Origin of the sequence: Streptomyces sp. NPDC048496, assembly GCF_043200055.1 — a bacterium.
In the GTDB taxonomy this organism is placed as follows: Bacteria; Actinomycetota; Actinomycetes; order Streptomycetales; family Streptomycetaceae; genus Streptomyces.
The window spans coordinates 1-14,592 of the sequence record NZ_JBICXB010000051.1; the positions used below are offsets into that span (position 1 = coordinate 1).

Genomic DNA, 14,592 nt, shown 5'->3' on the forward strand with positions numbered 1-14,592 from the left:
CGCACAAGCCTGCCACCGGCGCTGGAACAACGTCACCGCCGCCGCGACCACATGACACCACCACCATGACGATCAAGAACTACAGCTGCCGGGACAGTGGGACGAGCGTGCCGCAGCCGCTCTCAATGCAGTTGGTCGAGCATCTCCGACAGCGCGCTCTTGATCCGCAGAGCCTTCTTGATCTCATCGGCCGTGACGAACGGATATTCGCCGTACTCGATGAAGCTCGGGCAGTGGTGTTCACGCACGAACCTGACGAACGCCTCGGGGTTGGTCTTCCAGTCCTCGGGAAACCCTTCGAGGTTCTCGAAAGCCGTGCTCACCCCCGCCTTGCTGAAAAGGGCGACGGCGTCCTCGGTGTACTTGTCGAAGTCGGTGTCGAAGATCCCCTGCATACATGAAACGAGTGTCGTCGTCGAAGAGTACCCAGCGCAGGTAGTGCAGCTTCAGCGGCGCCAGAAGATACGGGTCCCGCTCCAGCGCCTTGGCCAGGGTGCTGCCGTGCTCACGGATAGCCTCGGCCCGGCCCGGCTTGACCCTCGCGACGATGGTGAACCCGTAACACGCCGGCGTCTTCGGAAATACGGGGCCGTACTTCCCCTGCTCGAGATCGCCCGTCTCCTTGGGGATGACAGCCGCCTGCCCTGATCTCCATATCCTCATCGTGCCACGCAGCCACTCCATCCGCCTCATGAGCAGCACCGTCATGATCAGGAGCCCCGCGTGCGGGCAACACCGTCGGCAGCCCGGCCGCCGCGGGCCGCAGGGGTGGTCAAGGGTAGTTCCGGACAGGCGCCGCCGGACGGAGGCCGGGTGCCTCGCGGATCTGCGTACGGTGCCCCTTGGCCGACCGGGACGACAGGTCGTACTTCGCGAGGTCAGCCGACGGCAGCTTCACAAGGTCGGCCACGTAGTCGACAGCGGCCTGCGGGAACTCCTTGCCGGCCGTTCACCTGGTCCTGAACAAGCGCCGCCCCTGTTTGCCGGGGGAAGATCGGCGGTAGCGATTCTCCCGCAGGCTGCGTACGACCTGCGCAGGATTCCCGCGGCCGGCGCGGGCGCGGGGCCAGGATCTTCGGGGCAGCTTCTGTGCCGTGTGCCGACGCCACCCGGCGACGACGACCGGGGCGGATCGGCCGTCAGGAACAACGTGATCCACTCAGCGTGTGCGCCATGGGGCTACGTGATCGTGATCGCTTGTACGGGGCAGGCGCGGGCCGCCTCCCCGACCATGGGGCCGGCGGCGTCCTCGTGGTCCGGCAGCAGTTTGCTGAAACCGTCCTCGTCCTGGGTGAAGACTTTCGGCGCGGCGAGCACACACTGTCCGGCGCCGATGCACACATCCGTGTCGATACTGATCCGCATCACAACAGGGTCCTTTCCGTTCGGATTTCGGTCACCATGCCACAGGCAGTTCAACCATGCCTTGGATAGTGTCACCCGGTTTGAACGGGATATCGTCGGCGGGTACCGCCAGCCGTAGTCCCGGAAGACGGTCGAAGAGCGTACGCAGCGCGATCTCCATTTCGGCCCGCGCCAGATTCTGGCCGAGGCACTGATGGATACCGAAGCCGAAGGCGACGTGGTTGTGCGAATTCCGTCCGAGGTCCAGTTCGTCCGGTGAGGGATATGCGGCCTCGTCCCGGTTGATCACGGACGTGGACAGGATGACGCCGTCCCCGGCCCGGATTGTCACCCCGCCCACCTCGATGTCCTGCGTAGCCACCCGTGACATTCCGTCGGCGATGGAGAGGAAGCGGAGCAGTTCCTCGACGGCAGTAGGCATCAAGTCAGTGGAGGCGCGGACCCGGGCCAACTGGTCGGGGTGCTGCAGCAGGGTGAAGGTACCGAGCGAGATCATGTTCGCGGTCGTCTCGTGACCGGCCACGAGCAGGATTTCGGCCAGTCGGACCAGTTCGTCGTGGTGGACGGCCCCGGTGTCGAGCTGTTGGGCGATGAGCTCGTCGAGCAACCCTTCGCCGGGGTCGGACCGTTTCCGTTGGATCAGGGCTCGGAAGTAGTCGTCGAGTGCGTCCCGTGCGGCCTCGATATCGCTGGCTGCGGGGCCGCACAGCAGCTTGCGCGACTGCGACTCGAAGAACTCGTGGTCGGCATAGGGCACCCCGAGCAGCGCGCAGATGACCATGGACGGAACGGGCAGCGCGAAGGCACTGACCAGATCGGTCGGCGGTCCCTGCTCGATGATCGCGTCCAGCAGTCCGTCCACGGTCTCCTGGATTTGCGGCCGCAGGGCCGCTGTGCGCTTGACCGTAAAGCTCGGAATCAGCATCCGTCGTTGAACGTTGTGCTCGGGGTCGTCGAGACCGATCAGTTCGACGCGTCGCGAAGTGGTCGCTGCCACCCGCTCGGTGAACACGGGAAACGCAGGGTTCTCCCGGTCGGCCGACAGCCGAGGGTCGACCAGCAACGCTCGCGCCTCCGCATGCCCGGTCACGAGCCACACGGCGCGGCCGTCGAAGAGCCGGGCGGGCGACACCGGCTGTGGTCCCCGGTGCGCAGGGCGGTATGCCGTCGGCGGGTGGTAGGGGCAGGTTCGGTCCTGCGGAAAGGGAATGGTCTCAATGTCTGCCATGGCGGACCTCGCAAACAGGGTGGGGGATACCTACCGGCCTCTCCCCACTGGATTCCTCAGGAACTCAAATGGTCTAGTGAGTGTTCGGCAAAATCGCCGTGGACCGTTGCACCGAGAATGGGGCGACGAGGTCGGCCTTGTTCTGCACGTGCGGTTCTGACCCACGTACGTCATACACGCTATGGAAACCGATTTCGGTTGCCACGCCGACATTCACGAGAAGGGAGGGCGTCCGGCCATCCGCTGAATGGAGGGACGGGGTGCCGTCCCCTGCGGGTCCGCGGAGCGGCTGTGAGCGGAGACGGTGATGGTGCGCCGTCTGTCCGTGGTGGTCGCAGCACGGATGACCGTGACTGTCCCGCGCGGGGTTTCCAGGCGGACCGTCACTCCGGTGACCCCGCATCGCGCAGGGCGTCGGCGTCAGGCTGCACAGACCATGCGCTGCCAGAAGGGTGCGGTGCGGCCGAAGCCGCCGCGGATGGCAGAGACGACACAGCCAGCGCCAGCACATCAGCTGATAACCGTAAACGACGAGAGATCATGATCCGAGGCTAGGAACCGCAAGGGCCACCAGCCATCCGGGATACGCCCCTTCGTGAACGGGTGCCAGCCGGATGGACAATCGTGCCGGCACCTGGCGCATCAACTGGCCTCCCGTACCTGATCATGCCTCTGAACAGTGGAAAGAGGTTCGGACGCAGCTTCTGACTCAGCCGCGTTGGTTCAAAGCTCTGGTCAGGTCCCTGTTGGCCGCTCGTGCGGCATCGAGGTCGGACCGGGCCTCCGCCAAGGTGGCGGTCAGCTCGACGTTCCGCTGCCCCAGCCTCGTGATCTTTCGTTGGAGCTCGTCGATGTCCGCCGGGGCTCCAAGTCTCCACTCCCGCCACGCCTGGGTGCCCAGCGCCTGCGGCAGTCGTCTCTCCAGCCGCTGAACGCGGGCGGTCAGGCGGCTGTTGCGGGCCTGGGCGTTGGCGAGGTCGGCTTGGAGCGAGGCCCGGCTGACCGGCGAGCCGCCGGCCGGGTCCTGAGCTGCCGGTTCGAGTTCGGCGGCATGGACGATTTCGAGTAGATCGCGGTGACGGTAGAGGAAGCTGCGGTCTACTCCGGCTTGCCGAGCAATGGCCGAGACGCTGATCTTCGTCGTCTCGTTGCGGGCGCAGGCTCTCCGAGAGCTGTTCCATGCCGCGGATCATGTTCTGCATGGAGCCGGCGACGTTCCGACCGCGGCGCCGCGGAAGTTCGTCGTAGGCCCAGACCTTGACCGCCTCGCGGAGAGGTAGCTGATGGATCCGGCTGAAGTTGAGAGTGCCGTGGTGGCCGAAGACGAACAGGTCCCAGATGTCCTTGAGGCGTTCGGTCTCCGGAGTCGCCCCTAGCCTGCGCAGGGAGGTCTGGGCGCCCCTGATGATCATTCGAAGGTCGTTGACCAGCCCCGCGCGGACCAGGTCGGCGTCTTCGAGCGTTTCCAGGCTGGGGACCTGGAGGAGACGCAGCTGGTCGCTGATGCGCCGGATTCGGTGGTCGCGAGTCTTCACCTCCCGGGCGGTGCGGACCTGCAGACAGTAGAGGAGCTCGGCGACCAGCCGGTCGGGCAGCCCGCGCAGGCTGACCTCGCGGTTGACGGCCACCGCCGGCGTCGTCAGGCGCCACCGCTCCTCGTCGCCGTCGAAGGCCCCCAGGGGCCGTTCGCGGTTGAACCATCCGCGGTGGACCTCGCAGTAGATGGTCCGCTCCGAGCCGCGCAGCCTGTAGCAGGCGGCAACCTGGCAGGGACCGAACCCGGGCAGCCCCTTCTGCGGGGAGTTCCGCAGGAAGTCCTCCACGGTCGGCTCGGATGAGGTCAGCCACCGGCTCCCGCGGGTTGTGCAGAGCCCGACAGTCGCTGCGGTGCAGTCCGGCCGCCTGGCCACGGCGCAGCCCCGACCCTGCCGAGCAGCAGCACGATCAGCCGGTCCCTGGCATTGCGGCACTCCAGGAACATCGCCACCAGTTCGTCGTCGGTGGCCCGGTCCACCTCCGTCTCCGGCTCCTGCACCCGGTGGACGGCCCGCAGCCGGTAGGACAGGCCGGAGTCCTCGCCCTGGGCCTCCAGCGGCAGATCCCGGCTGTCGGCCAGCTCGTATATCTGCCCGAGAACCGAGCGGGGCGCCTCGCCCACCGACATGGCGTACGACAGCAGCCCCCGCACCGCGGTCAGCACCCCGTTGATCCGCCGTTCCCTCCGGGCCGGCTCGGCCCCGGGGTCCAGCACCACCGAGGCTGGTTCACCGTCCGGCGTCGACGGCGGGTACTTCAGCCAGACCATGAACAGGCCCATGTCCCGGGCCGCCTGCGGCCATTGCCGCCCCGTGATCCGGCACCACAGCAAGTACAGCGACACGCCCTCGGCGTACGCCTTCGTCGTCAGTTCAGCCCGACTCCGACCGAACCACAGGAACCGCAGCCACTGATCTGCGTCCCACACCACCTCGAAGTCGTCGTCGACGACCGTCCAGTACCGAACTCCCGACGGCAATTCCACAGGAAAGGCACGCAATGCAACTCCATGATCTGATGGTTGATGCAACAACCCGCCACAGAGCCACACCCCCCGAGAAGGAGTCTCAGAAGATCAACTTACAGCCCCTGCACAACGTCACACCACATCGGGCTGACCCCCAGAGAAGCCGGGGATGCCCGGTGCGGGAACGTTGTCTGGGGTGGGCCATGGAGAACGGTCAGGACTCCGGAGTATGGGGCGGGCTGGGTGAGGCCGAACGGCGTGCGCTGAAGCGACGCATGCGCAGGCATGCTCAGGAATCCGGATGAGGACGGACTATGCACCATGGACACCAGGGCCTGGATTCTCGTCGGCGCGGTCGCCGCACTGCTCACGATGGGGGCTGCTGGCGTACTTCTGGTCAGGCTGTTGCGCGCAAGGAAGCTGCTGATCGACGCGGGTGTCCCGCTGCGCAGCAAGGCGTTGGCCTGGGCCGCGGTGATCTACACCGTGTGCCCTGTCGACCTGATCCCCGACCCGGTCTATCTGGACGACATCGCGGTCCTGTTGCTGGCCCTGCGTTCGCTCCCCGCCCCGCTCAGGCCCCCGTGGCGCCGTCGATGGCCTCTCTGAGAAGATCCGCGTGGCCGTTGTGGCGGGCGTACTCCTCGATCATGTGGACCAGGATCCAGCGCAGCGACACCCCCTGGCCACCGAGGTACGCAGCCTCCTGCTCCGAGAGTTTGCCGGAGTCGTCCAGCGAAGAGGCGGCGATCACCTCGCGGCCCCGAGCCACTTCCGTGCGCCAGACAGTCAGTGCCTCGTCGATGCCACAGTCAGGGGCGAGAGTGAAACCGTTCGTCCTGCCTTCCTCGTACACAAGTGGCAGGTCCTGTCCGGCGAACACTCGCTGGATCCAGTTGCGTTCAACCTCCGCCATGTGCTGGACGAGGCCGAGCAATGTCATCGGTGACGGTGGTACCGATGCAAGACGTAGCCGACGGTTGTCCAGCCCCTCGCATTTCAGCACGAGCGTGGCCCGATGGAACTCCAACCAGCTCTCCAGCATGGTGCGTTCATCAGCATGCGCGGGTGGTACGGGGCGCCCGTCCGGTGTCGTACCCATGTAACGCACCCTTGCACAGTCCACTGACGTGTGACAGATCGTGGCCCAACGGTGCGCCGAACAGGGCACCGGATGGAGCCGTAGGCTCTTTCGGGCAAGGCGCACTTCCGTAGCCGAGTGTGCTGGTTGCGTACGCAGACGGGAGGCCTCGACGCGTCCGTGCAGCTGGCTGGGCTCGCGTATGGGCGTGGTTGGCTACCGGCGCCGGACTGGGCTTGAGTCTCCAGTAGGGGGAGACGCGAAGGTGGGGGGCATGGACGGCGACACGCTCTACTCGATCGGTGACCTGGCCCGGCGCACCGGGCTCACGGTCAAGACCATTCGGTTCTACTCCGACCGTGGGATCGTGCCGCCGATCGACCGCAGCTCGGCGGGCTACCGCCTCTATGACATCGACGCCGTCGCACGCCTGGACTTCGTACGAACCCTGCGTGACCTGGGACTGGACCTTTCCACGATTCGGAAGGTAGTGGACCGGGAGCTGTCGCTCCCGCAGGTTGCGGCGGCGCACGCCGAGGCCCTCGCAGTGCAGATCAGGACCCTGCGCCTGCGCCGTGCGGTATTGACGGCGGTGGCCAGACGCGGCTCCACCCTTGAGGAGATGGGACTCATGCACAAGCTGGCCAGACTCTCCGAGGACGAACGCCGTCACCTGATCGGTGATTTCCTCGACGCTGTCTTCGCCGACCTGCACGACAGACCCGAGTGCGCAGCCGTCATTCGCTCGATGACACCGGAACTGCCTGACAGTCCCGAAGCGGAGCAGGTTCAGGCGTGGGTGGAGTTGGCCGAGCTGTCCCAGGATCCGGACTTCCGTGCCGTTATGCGGGGGATGGCGGAGGACTACATGGCAGAGCGTACGAAGGACGGGACCACGCGACTGAGCCGCGACGTTGCGGCGGTGGTCCGTGACCAGGTTGCTCCCGCGCTTGCAGACGGCACCGACCCGGCCTCGCCCCAGGCGGATCCGGTCATCGCGGCGATCATGGGGCATTACGCGTACGTCATTGCCGGCCCCGACGACGTCGAGCTCCGGCGTCGGCTGCTGTCCTGGCTGGAGACAGCGAACGAGCCGCGTCGTGACAGGTACTTGCAGCTGGTTGCAGTGATCAACGGCTGGAGCGCCCCGCACAGCCTGACGCCGGCATTCGACTGGATCATTCAGGCCTTGCGCGCCCGGCTGTAGCCATGGCGAACGGCTCGTGAAACGGCGTGGCCGGACGACTCGGACCATGCCGCGACCGCCTTGCCGCGACATGCCCGATTCCGGAGGTGGCCCCGCTCCTTCGCCGTAAGAGCCGTGTCAATGGCCACGTACTTACCGGCGTTCCGGACGCCGCGGAGCGGCGCCATCGACCAAGCCCAGGACGCGGACGCGGGGCGGGCCGGCCCACGCCGACCCGCCCCGGGCGCCGGGACTGCGCGGGACCGTCGGCTGATCACCGGATTGCTGCCGGTCCTGTGACTGTCCACCGGCAGGTAGGCCAGGAGTCCGATCCGGATCTGCCTGATGCTTCGTCTGGTCCGCGGGCGCCCGACAGGTAGACGTGAAGGTCCGCTTTGGAGCCTGATCCGTTCACGGGGCCGGTCTGCTGCCTGCGCGATCCGTCTCCACCACTTGCGATGAACGTCCTGCTGGACGCATATATCAGTCCTCGGACCGATCTCAGTCGCGGTTCCCTGAGGCCCTTCGAGCACAACCGTGCTGACGCCGCCAGGCTTTGTTGATGTTCTGTGCCACCGAACCTCTGCCGAAAATCGGCGCCGAAGTCTCACGCGTAGTAGGCGGTGTACCGTCTCCCTGAGCCTCGCGTTGGAGCTGGGTCCGGCTGATCAGCAGCGTGCGCACGTCGTCGAGGCAGTGAGCGCAGGGGTGCAGACCATGGCAGCGCAGCCACTCGTCCTCGTCCCTGCCCGGCCTCCGGTCCGTGCGCAGCGGACGGTCAACCTCTCCGTTGGACAGGTCAAATGTACGCGCATTGTACGATCGTCGTACGCGGAATGTGCGCTTCTCGCTGTAGGGTGGGACCGGAGGTGTTCATGTCCGAGTTGTTCGACGCGATCGACGCCCTGATCGCGTCCGCTTCCCCGCTGCCCCCGCCCGCCGAGCGGGAACGCCTGCGCAAAGCTCATGGGTTGACCCAGGACCAGGTCGCCAAGGCGCTCAAGGTGCGCCGGCCGACCGTGGTGTCGTGGGAGAGCGGTAAGACCGAACCACGGCCGCCGCAGCGCGAGGCGTACGCCCGGCTGCTGGAGAAGCTTGCCGAGCTCTACCCCGCCGACGCCGTCGTGCCCGGTCAGGTCGTGTCTCCCCAAACGGTGAGCACCGCTACGGAAGTTCGCCCGCTTCCCGCAGGGTCGGCCGCCGAACCCGACACCACGCCGCAGTCCGTCCCGGCCTCGGTTCCAACGACGGGCGCCGGTCAGGACCGTTCGGCGAGCATCACCTCACCGATGTCGCGGCGCCCGGCCGTACGGAGGGCCACCCCGAAGGCGGCCCCCGCCCGAGCCGCCGCCGATCCGGGCTACGCGAACGGTCCGCTCGGTGTGCTGGACGGCGACGGCTCGCTGTACTGCGTCGGCGGACTCGTCCTCGACTGTCCTGCCAGGACCATTCCAGCGCTGGTCGACTGGACCCTCGCCGACGCGCACTTGGGTGCGCCGCGCCTGCACCCGTCCGGCAAGGAAGCCGACCCTCTGATCGTCCTCACCGGCGCGGCCGCCGAACGGCTCGGGCTCCCTGAGCGCCTGGAGGACCGGCGCGGCCTGCGACTGCCCGAGGACCACAAGGTCGTCAAGCAGATCACCAGGGCGAAGTGGAACCTGACCCGGCGCGGCTTCGGCCCCTGGGCGCGGATCTACCGCCCCGCGACCGGCGGGCACCGCCAGTGTGTGCAGTTCGCGGTCCTGCCCTGGGGCGCACTCGACACCCGCTCCTGGGGCCACACCGACCAGCTGGACCCGGCTGGCATCGCCGATGTACTCGGCACCTACGCGACTCGCGTCATCACCCCCCGCGGCTCCACTGCCGTTTCCGGCCTCGAGACGATGACCGCGCTGCGCCCGCCGACCCGCGCTGTACGGAACGAGGACACCGGCACCTGGGTGTCCGGGCCGGTGCCCGGCTCGCTCACCGACCCGGTCGACCCGGCACCGGTGGAAGCCCCGGACGAGCACCCGATCGTCGCCGCCCTCTACCCGCGCACCCATCAGCGCACCCCGGGTGAGGTCCTGGACGAGGAGGCGTACGAGTGGACCCGTGACCCGCAACTGCTCACCGACACAGAGTGCACCGGGACGTTCGCAGTCGGCATCGACGTCAACACCGCGTTCCTCGCCGCCGCCAACCGGCTCGTTGTCGGTCTGGGCGCACCGGTCCACGTCACGGCCCCAGCATTCGACAAGAAGACGCCCGGGAGCTGGCTGGTCGACCTTTCCGGCATCGAGCTGGACCCGCGCTTGCCCAGCCCGTTCACACCGCACGGCACCCGCCCGGAAGGCCCGGCCTGGTACGCGACACCGACCGTCGCCTACGCCGCCGAGCTCATCGACACCTACAAGCTGCCGGTCGTCATCCGGCCACTGGAAGGGTGGATCCGCACCGAGTCCGGTCCGTACCTGGACCCCTGGTACAAGCACCTTGCCGAGGCGTACAAGCAGACAATGGCTGACCTGGGCGTCGTCCCCGGCATGACCGAGACCGAGTTCCTCGCCGCAATGGTGAGGCACAAGCAGACCGACCCGGGCATGGCTGCGGTCCTGTCCGCCATCAAGTCGACGGTCAAGGGCGGCATCGGCAAGCTGCGCGAGCGCCCCCAGGGCACCGGGTACAAGTTCGGCGAGCGGTGGCCCGCACTGGAGCGTTCGACGTGGCGCCCTGACATCCGTGCCGCCGTCATCTCCGCCGCCCGCGTCAACATGCACCGCAAGGTGGTGAAGACGGCGTTGGCGGCGCAGTCCGCTCCGGCCCCCGCCGGGCACCTGATGCTTGGGGAGGACTCGTTGCTCCCGATCGCGCTGCTGTCGGACTGTGCCGTCTACCTCTCCGACGGGCCGTCCCCGCTGGACGTCCTGCCGCACACCGCCGACGGGAAGCCGGCCCCGGGTACGTTCCGGCTCGGTGTGTCCCCGGGGATGGTCAAGCACGAGGGCACCCAGGAATTGCTGTGGGCTGTGCGGATGCTTGACGAGGGACACAATCCGGCCCGCCATATCAAGGGAACCGACGCCGCGATCGACGGAGAGTAGGAGCGCTCGGTGGGCATCATCGGAGACAGTCTCGACAAAGCCGCAGCCGGCACTGCCACCCGCGCCATCCCCAAGGGGGCTCCCGCGCAGATGCGGTTCCTTGTCAAGCAGCACAAAGGCACCAGGGCCGTGGCCGAGCTGCTGGGCATTTCCCAGCGCACCGTCGAACGGTACGTCAAGGGCCAGTTCAAGAAGCCGCATGCGGACCTCGCGGCCCGGCTCGCCGGTGAGGTCCGCATGCGGTGGCAGCCGCGAGTGAAGGAAAAGGCGAAGAAGCAGGCCGCCACCTCCACCGGCATCGTGGTGGAGACGAGGGCGAGGTTCGGGTTCACCGCAGCACCCGGCACCACGGACGACGGACGCATCCGGCTGATCACTCAGCACCTCCCGCCCGAGTACGCCGCCCGCCTCTTCGACGCCCAGGCTGCCGGCGCCACGGACGAGCAGCTCCAGGCCGTCGTCGCCGAAGGACTCCAGGAGCAGTACTTCAAGGACCGCGGCCGCCGCGCCGACGGCCTCCTGGTCGAGTTCACCGACATCGACTACGTCGAGCTCGACTTTTGACACGGCCGTGCCTGGCCATGCGAAGGCGCGAAGGGTGAGCCGAAGCACGATAGTTGTCACACGGGCGGGCGTGTTGTCACCAAGATCGCAGCAGGTGCATCGAGGAGAGGGCCCGGCTCGATGCACAGCGCGATCTGCGGCCGCGCGGCGGCAATGTCTTACATTGCGCTCCGGCTTTTCCGTACGCCGACGCCGAAGCGAGCAGGGGGTGCTGGGGTGTCGAGTCCGCACACATCAGGTGGTGACGGCCGTCGCAGGGCGGTAGAGCGAACGGGGGCAGGTGGGCACGCGCCGACGTGGGTGAACGCGGCCGTTGTTCAGGTCTGCGGGATGGGCAGCTTTCGGTCGGTACGGCCTGTTGCTGAGTCGACAGCATGCCGGCAACCGAGAATTCAGGGTCGAAATAACCCCAAGCAATAGTATAAGTACCCATTGGGATCGGGCATGGAAGTGCCAGCCGGTTCGACGTATGTCCTGGAATCAACCAGGATCGGGGAGTGCCCGCACGACGACAGCCAGGTGGTGTCCGTCGAGACCGGCCGACGTGACGTTCGTGCCACGAATCGCCATGCGGTGGGGCGCGGACAGCCGGCAGGCATATACAGGCGGCCCTGGCGTCGACGTCAGAGTGCCCAGCCCGGAAGGAGCAGTCATGACCGCGCGCCCGCCCTTTCCCCCGTTCGCACGGGAGACCGCGATCGAGAAGGTCCGTCAGGGAGAAGACGGTTGGAACACACGTGACCCGGAGAAGGTCGCCCTGGCCTACTCAGAGGACTCACGCTGGCGCAACCGGGCGGAGTTCGTGACAGGACGCGACGAGATCGTCGCGTTCCTGAAGCGCAAGTGGACCCGCGAGCTCGACTACCGGCTGATCAAGGAACTGTGGGCGTTCGACGGCAACCGGATCGCGGTGCGGTTCGCGTACGAGTCGCACGACGACTCCGGCAACTGGTACCGGTCGTACGGCAACGAGAACTGGGAGTTCGACGAGGACGGGTTGATGACCGTACGGCACGCCTGCATCAATGACCTGCCGATCAAGGAAGCGGACCGCAAGTACCACTGGCCGCTCGGTCGCCGCCCGGACGACCACCCCAGTCTCAGTGACCTCGGATTCTGATCCCAGAGCTACGGACGAGTCAGGGCCGCCGCAGTGACCTGATGGGTACGGGATCGGAGCCTGACACCGAGGTCGAAGGCGCGAAGCGGCACAGCTTGCTGGGCCTCCCGGGGGACCGTGTCACCGAAGGGACGTGCTTGGGAAAGTACGACAGAAGGTGTCTGGTTTCTGCGTAACCATCCTGTCGGCGGTGCTCGAACGGTGCCGGCGCAGCGCGTCAAGGACACGGAAGGACACGCATGTCAGCAACACTGGACGGAATGGTTGCTCTCGTCGCAGGGGCGACGCGGGGAGCAGGCAGGGCGATCGCAGTGGAACTCGGCGCGGGTGGGGCTACCGTCTACGTAACCGGCCGTAGCACACGGGGGCAACGCTCGGAGTGCAACCGCCCCGAGACCATCGAGGACACCGCCGATCTCGTGACCGAGGCGGGAGGCCGCGGCATCGCGGTCCCGACCGACCACTTGGTTCCTTCCCAGGTCCGAAGCCTGGTGGATCGCATTGCATCCGAACAAGGCCGGCTGGACATCCTGGTCAACGACATCTGGGGCGGTGAACTCCTCTTCGAATGGGACACCCCCGTGTGGGAGCACGACCTCGACAAGGGACTGCGGTTGCTCCGGCTCGCGGTGGAGACCCACGCAATCACCAGCCACCACGCCCTTCCACTCCTCCTGCGGAATAACGGCGGACTGGTGGTCGAGATGACCGACGGCACCGCCGAGTACAACCGGGACACTTACCGGGTCTCGTTCTTCTACGATCTCGCCAAGGCCGCGGTGCTGCGCATGGCCTTCGCGCTGGGCCACGAACTCGGTCCGCGGGGCGGCACAGCGGTGGCACTGACGCCCGGGTGGATGCGTTCGGAGATCATGCTCGACCACTTCGGCGTGACCGAGGAATCGTGGCATGACGCGCTGGAGCGCGAGCCGCACTTCTGCATCTCCGAGACCCCGTTCTACGTCGGGCGAGCCGTCGCTGCCCTGGCCGCCGATCCCCAGGCGAGCCGTTGGAACGGGCAGTCGTTGTCCGCCGGTCAGCTCGCCCGGGTTTACGGCTTCACCGACGTTGACGGCAGCCGACCGGACGCCTGGCGGTACATCGTCGAGGTTCAGGACGCGGGCAAACCCGCCGACGCCACCGGATACCGCTGAACCCGATGATCGGCTGCACGGAACGCGGCGAGTTAGCCGGGAGCCGAAGACACCACGCTCACACCGAAGGCCAGCGGCAGGAATAGCGTCAGCCAACTCGTAATCTGCTGCTCCAGCCGTTGCCCCGTTTCCTCAAGAACTTCCCGCAGAATGATCAATGGAGTGATCGGGTCCAGCTCGGTGTCAGGTTCATCAGGTCGCGGGGGTAGTGGAATGGCGCGGGGCGAAGAGGTGGAAAGGCAGCGACGACCTGTGCGACGTGATCGAGCCGCTCCAGCCGAAGGCCGAGCGCCGCACGAACCACCCAGACTGTATACGTCTGAAAGATCGGCGGAGCTTCAGGAGATTCTGTTCCTGCCGCACACGGCGATTGCCTGGGAGTATCTGCCACGGGAGTGGGGCTCCGACTCGGGGATAACCTGCTGATGACGTCCACCTTCACCAAAGAGCAGCACGGAACCTGCCCCGAGCACTGCGCCACCCGCCCCGATGGCACCGTTCTCGAGCTCACCCCACCCCTCGGACTCACCCCGCCCGCCGGCCCCTGATCTCCCCGGGCGGCCGCCCCTCACCGACCCGAGCGGCCGCACCGTCGTCACCGTCCACCAGGAGTAGCCCATGACCACCGAGCAGGAAGCCCGCGACGCCATCCACCACGCCTTCGGCGAGACGGCACACGTCGATATCGAGACCTTCCCGGCCGGGAACCTCTCCATCACCATCACCAAGGGCAAGCACGCCGCAACCATCGACGGGCATCCTGAAAGCGGCTGGGGCTGGACCGTCGACCCGGGCGAGGACGACGGCTTCAGCGGTCACGAGAACGTTGCGACCACGCTCGACGAGGCGCTCGCCAACGTGCGTGCCGCGCTTATCTGACCCGGACGACTGAGGCTCGGACAGCAAGGTTCGAAGGCCAACCGGCCCCGCCTCAGAGAAACGGCCAGGCTAGAGGCTCAGCACGATGGCGGCGCCAATGCCACCGAGACACAGAGCGAAACCTGATTCGCGCCAGCCGCCCTTTCCCCAGCGGAAGGGGTGGTCCAGGGCGAGTCGCCCCGGGCCGGTGGCGGCGATGCCGAGTGCAACGACGCCGATGCACACGTTGTGCTCCACGCCGCCTTGGTATTCCCACAAACCGTGTGCCGCGGTAACGGCCACCACGGCATTGATCATCACACCGATCAGGGCAGCCACAGGGCAGCCGACCCGCATTCGCCTGCGGACGAGAAAGCCTCCCCGCCGTTGAGGGTGGTTGCTACCCGCGTGGGGTCACTACCCCGTTTCAGCAGGTGCTGGGTGCGGTCT

Annotated in this window: 13 protein-coding genes and 2 pseudogenes; 9 read left to right on the forward strand and 6 right to left on the reverse strand. The window is 67.1% G+C overall.

The genetic code is table 11. The features are described from left to right. Positions 1 to 122 precede the first annotated feature (122 nt). From ACGFSA_RS29740 to ACGFSA_RS29755, 4 genes are all read right to left on the reverse strand, one after another. The gene (locus tag ACGFSA_RS29740) at positions 123 to 395 is read right to left on the reverse strand and encodes a hypothetical protein (protein WP_393309141.1); all 273 of its coding nucleotides are present in this window, start codon (positions 393 to 395) and stop codon (positions 123 to 125) included. Between the two features lie 784 nt (positions 396 to 1,179). Continuing rightward, positions 1,180 to 1,365, reverse strand: coding sequence for a ferredoxin (locus ACGFSA_RS29745; protein WP_393309142.1), 186 nt, complete (start codon positions 1,363 to 1,365; stop codon positions 1,180 to 1,182). Positions 1,366 to 1,396: 31 nt separating this feature from the next. Beyond that, a complete protein-coding gene (locus ACGFSA_RS29750) occupies positions 1,397 to 2,593 on the reverse strand; it encodes a cytochrome P450 (protein WP_393309143.1) in 1,197 nt (398 codons plus the stop codon). A gap of 1,840 nt (positions 2,594 to 4,433) precedes the next feature. Continuing rightward, positions 4,434 to 5,108 (reverse strand): hypothetical protein, encoded by a 675-nt coding sequence (locus ACGFSA_RS29755; RefSeq protein WP_393309144.1) that lies wholly within the window; start codon positions 5,106 to 5,108, stop codon positions 4,434 to 4,436. Between the two features lie 152 nt (positions 5,109 to 5,260). Between ACGFSA_RS29755 and ACGFSA_RS29760 the strand changes: the two are divergent. Both ACGFSA_RS29760 and ACGFSA_RS29765 read left to right on the forward strand, forming a co-directional pair. Continuing rightward, positions 5,261 to 5,401 (forward strand): annotated as a pseudogene (locus ACGFSA_RS29760) (WhiB family transcriptional regulator); the annotation flags it as partial. Positions 5,402 to 5,417: 16 nt separating this feature from the next. After that, the gene (locus tag ACGFSA_RS29765; RefSeq protein WP_393309145.1) at positions 5,418 to 5,705 is read left to right on the forward strand and encodes a YkvA family protein; all 288 of its coding nucleotides are present in this window, start codon (positions 5,418 to 5,420) and stop codon (positions 5,703 to 5,705) included. Here ACGFSA_RS29765 and ACGFSA_RS29770 read toward each other — a convergent pair. Continuing rightward, positions 5,671 to 6,198 carry a DinB family protein gene (locus tag ACGFSA_RS29770; RefSeq protein ID WP_393309146.1) on the reverse strand — a complete coding sequence of 176 codons (528 nt, stop codon included), beginning with the start codon at positions 6,196 to 6,198 and terminating at the stop codon, positions 5,671 to 5,673. The two genes, ACGFSA_RS29765 and ACGFSA_RS29770, sit on opposite strands and share 35 nt — an antisense overlap. 253 nt (positions 6,199 to 6,451) lie before the next feature. Between ACGFSA_RS29770 and ACGFSA_RS29775 the strand changes: the two genes are divergently transcribed. The 7 genes from ACGFSA_RS29775 (at position 6,452) to ACGFSA_RS29805 (ending at position 14,163) form a co-directional block, all read left to right on the forward strand. Next, positions 6,452 to 7,384 carry a MerR family transcriptional regulator gene (locus tag ACGFSA_RS29775; protein WP_393309147.1) on the forward strand — a complete coding sequence of 311 codons (933 nt, stop codon included), beginning with the start codon at positions 6,452 to 6,454 and terminating at the stop codon, positions 7,382 to 7,384. Positions 7,385 to 8,238: 854 nt separating this feature from the next. Beyond that, on the forward strand, positions 8,239 to 10,446 hold the full coding sequence (gene tap / locus ACGFSA_RS29780; protein ID WP_393309148.1) for a telomere-associated protein Tap: 2,208 nt from the start codon (positions 8,239 to 8,241) through the stop codon (positions 10,444 to 10,446). Positions 10,447 to 10,455: 9 nt separating this feature from the next. Beyond that, entirely contained in the window at positions 10,456 to 11,010 is a 555-nt protein-coding gene (tpg, locus tag ACGFSA_RS29785; protein ID WP_393309149.1) for a telomere-protecting terminal protein Tpg, read from the forward strand. Positions 11,011 to 11,662: 652 nt separating this feature from the next. Further along, complete coding sequence (locus ACGFSA_RS29790; protein ID WP_393309150.1) at positions 11,663 to 12,130, forward strand: DUF1348 family protein; 468 nt, start codon at positions 11,663 to 11,665, stop codon at positions 12,128 to 12,130. A 239-nt stretch (positions 12,131 to 12,369) separates the two neighbouring features. Continuing rightward, positions 12,370 to 13,284 carry an SDR family oxidoreductase gene (locus ACGFSA_RS29795; protein ID WP_393309151.1) on the forward strand — a complete coding sequence of 305 codons (915 nt, stop codon included), beginning with the start codon at positions 12,370 to 12,372 and terminating at the stop codon, positions 13,282 to 13,284. Between the two features lie 425 nt (positions 13,285 to 13,709). Next, a complete protein-coding gene (locus ACGFSA_RS29800) occupies positions 13,710 to 13,832 on the forward strand; it encodes a hypothetical protein (RefSeq protein WP_393309152.1) in 123 nt (40 codons plus the stop codon). A gap of 70 nt (positions 13,833 to 13,902) precedes the next feature. Beyond that, on the forward strand, positions 13,903 to 14,163 hold the full coding sequence (locus tag ACGFSA_RS29805) for a hypothetical protein (protein WP_376668127.1): 261 nt from the start codon (positions 13,903 to 13,905) through the stop codon (positions 14,161 to 14,163). Positions 14,164 to 14,232: 69 nt separating this feature from the next. Here the strand turns inward: ACGFSA_RS29805 and ACGFSA_RS29810 are convergent. Further along, a pseudogene (locus ACGFSA_RS29810) lies at positions 14,233 to 14,478 on the reverse strand (DoxX family protein); the annotation flags it as partial. Positions 14,479 to 14,592: the final 114 nt, after the last annotated feature.

Bases quoted from the DNA above. Each gene is read 5' to 3' on its own strand.
- ACGFSA_RS29805 (WP_376668127.1), top strand. From the start codon at position 13,903: ATGACCACCGAGCAGGAAGCCCGCGACGCCATCCACCACGCCTTCGGC.
- ACGFSA_RS29800 (WP_393309152.1), top strand. From the start codon at position 13,710: ATGACGTCCACCTTCACCAAAGAGCAGCACGGAACCTGCCCCGAGCAC.
- ACGFSA_RS29775 (WP_393309147.1), top strand. From the start codon at position 6,452: ATGGACGGCGACACGCTCTACTCGATCGGTGACCTGGCCCGGCGCACC.
- tap (WP_393309148.1), top strand. From the start codon at position 8,239: ATGTCCGAGTTGTTCGACGCGATCGACGCCCTGATCGCGTCCGCTTCC.
- ACGFSA_RS29795 (WP_393309151.1), top strand. From the start codon at position 12,370: ATGTCAGCAACACTGGACGGAATGGTTGCTCTCGTCGCAGGGGCGACG.
- ACGFSA_RS29765 (WP_393309145.1), top strand. From the start codon at position 5,418: ATGGACACCAGGGCCTGGATTCTCGTCGGCGCGGTCGCCGCACTGCTC.
- ACGFSA_RS29770 (WP_393309146.1), bottom strand. From the start codon at position 6,198: ATGGGTACGACACCGGACGGGCGCCCCGTACCACCCGCGCATGCTGAT.
- ACGFSA_RS29740 (WP_393309141.1), bottom strand. From the start codon at position 395: ATGCAGGGGATCTTCGACACCGACTTCGACAAGTACACCGAGGACGCC.
- ACGFSA_RS29745 (WP_393309142.1), bottom strand. From the start codon at position 1,365: ATGCGGATCAGTATCGACACGGATGTGTGCATCGGCGCCGGACAGTGT.
- ACGFSA_RS29750 (WP_393309143.1), bottom strand. From the start codon at position 2,593: ATGGCAGACATTGAGACCATTCCCTTTCCGCAGGACCGAACCTGCCCC.
- ACGFSA_RS29790 (WP_393309150.1), top strand. From the start codon at position 11,663: ATGACCGCGCGCCCGCCCTTTCCCCCGTTCGCACGGGAGACCGCGATC.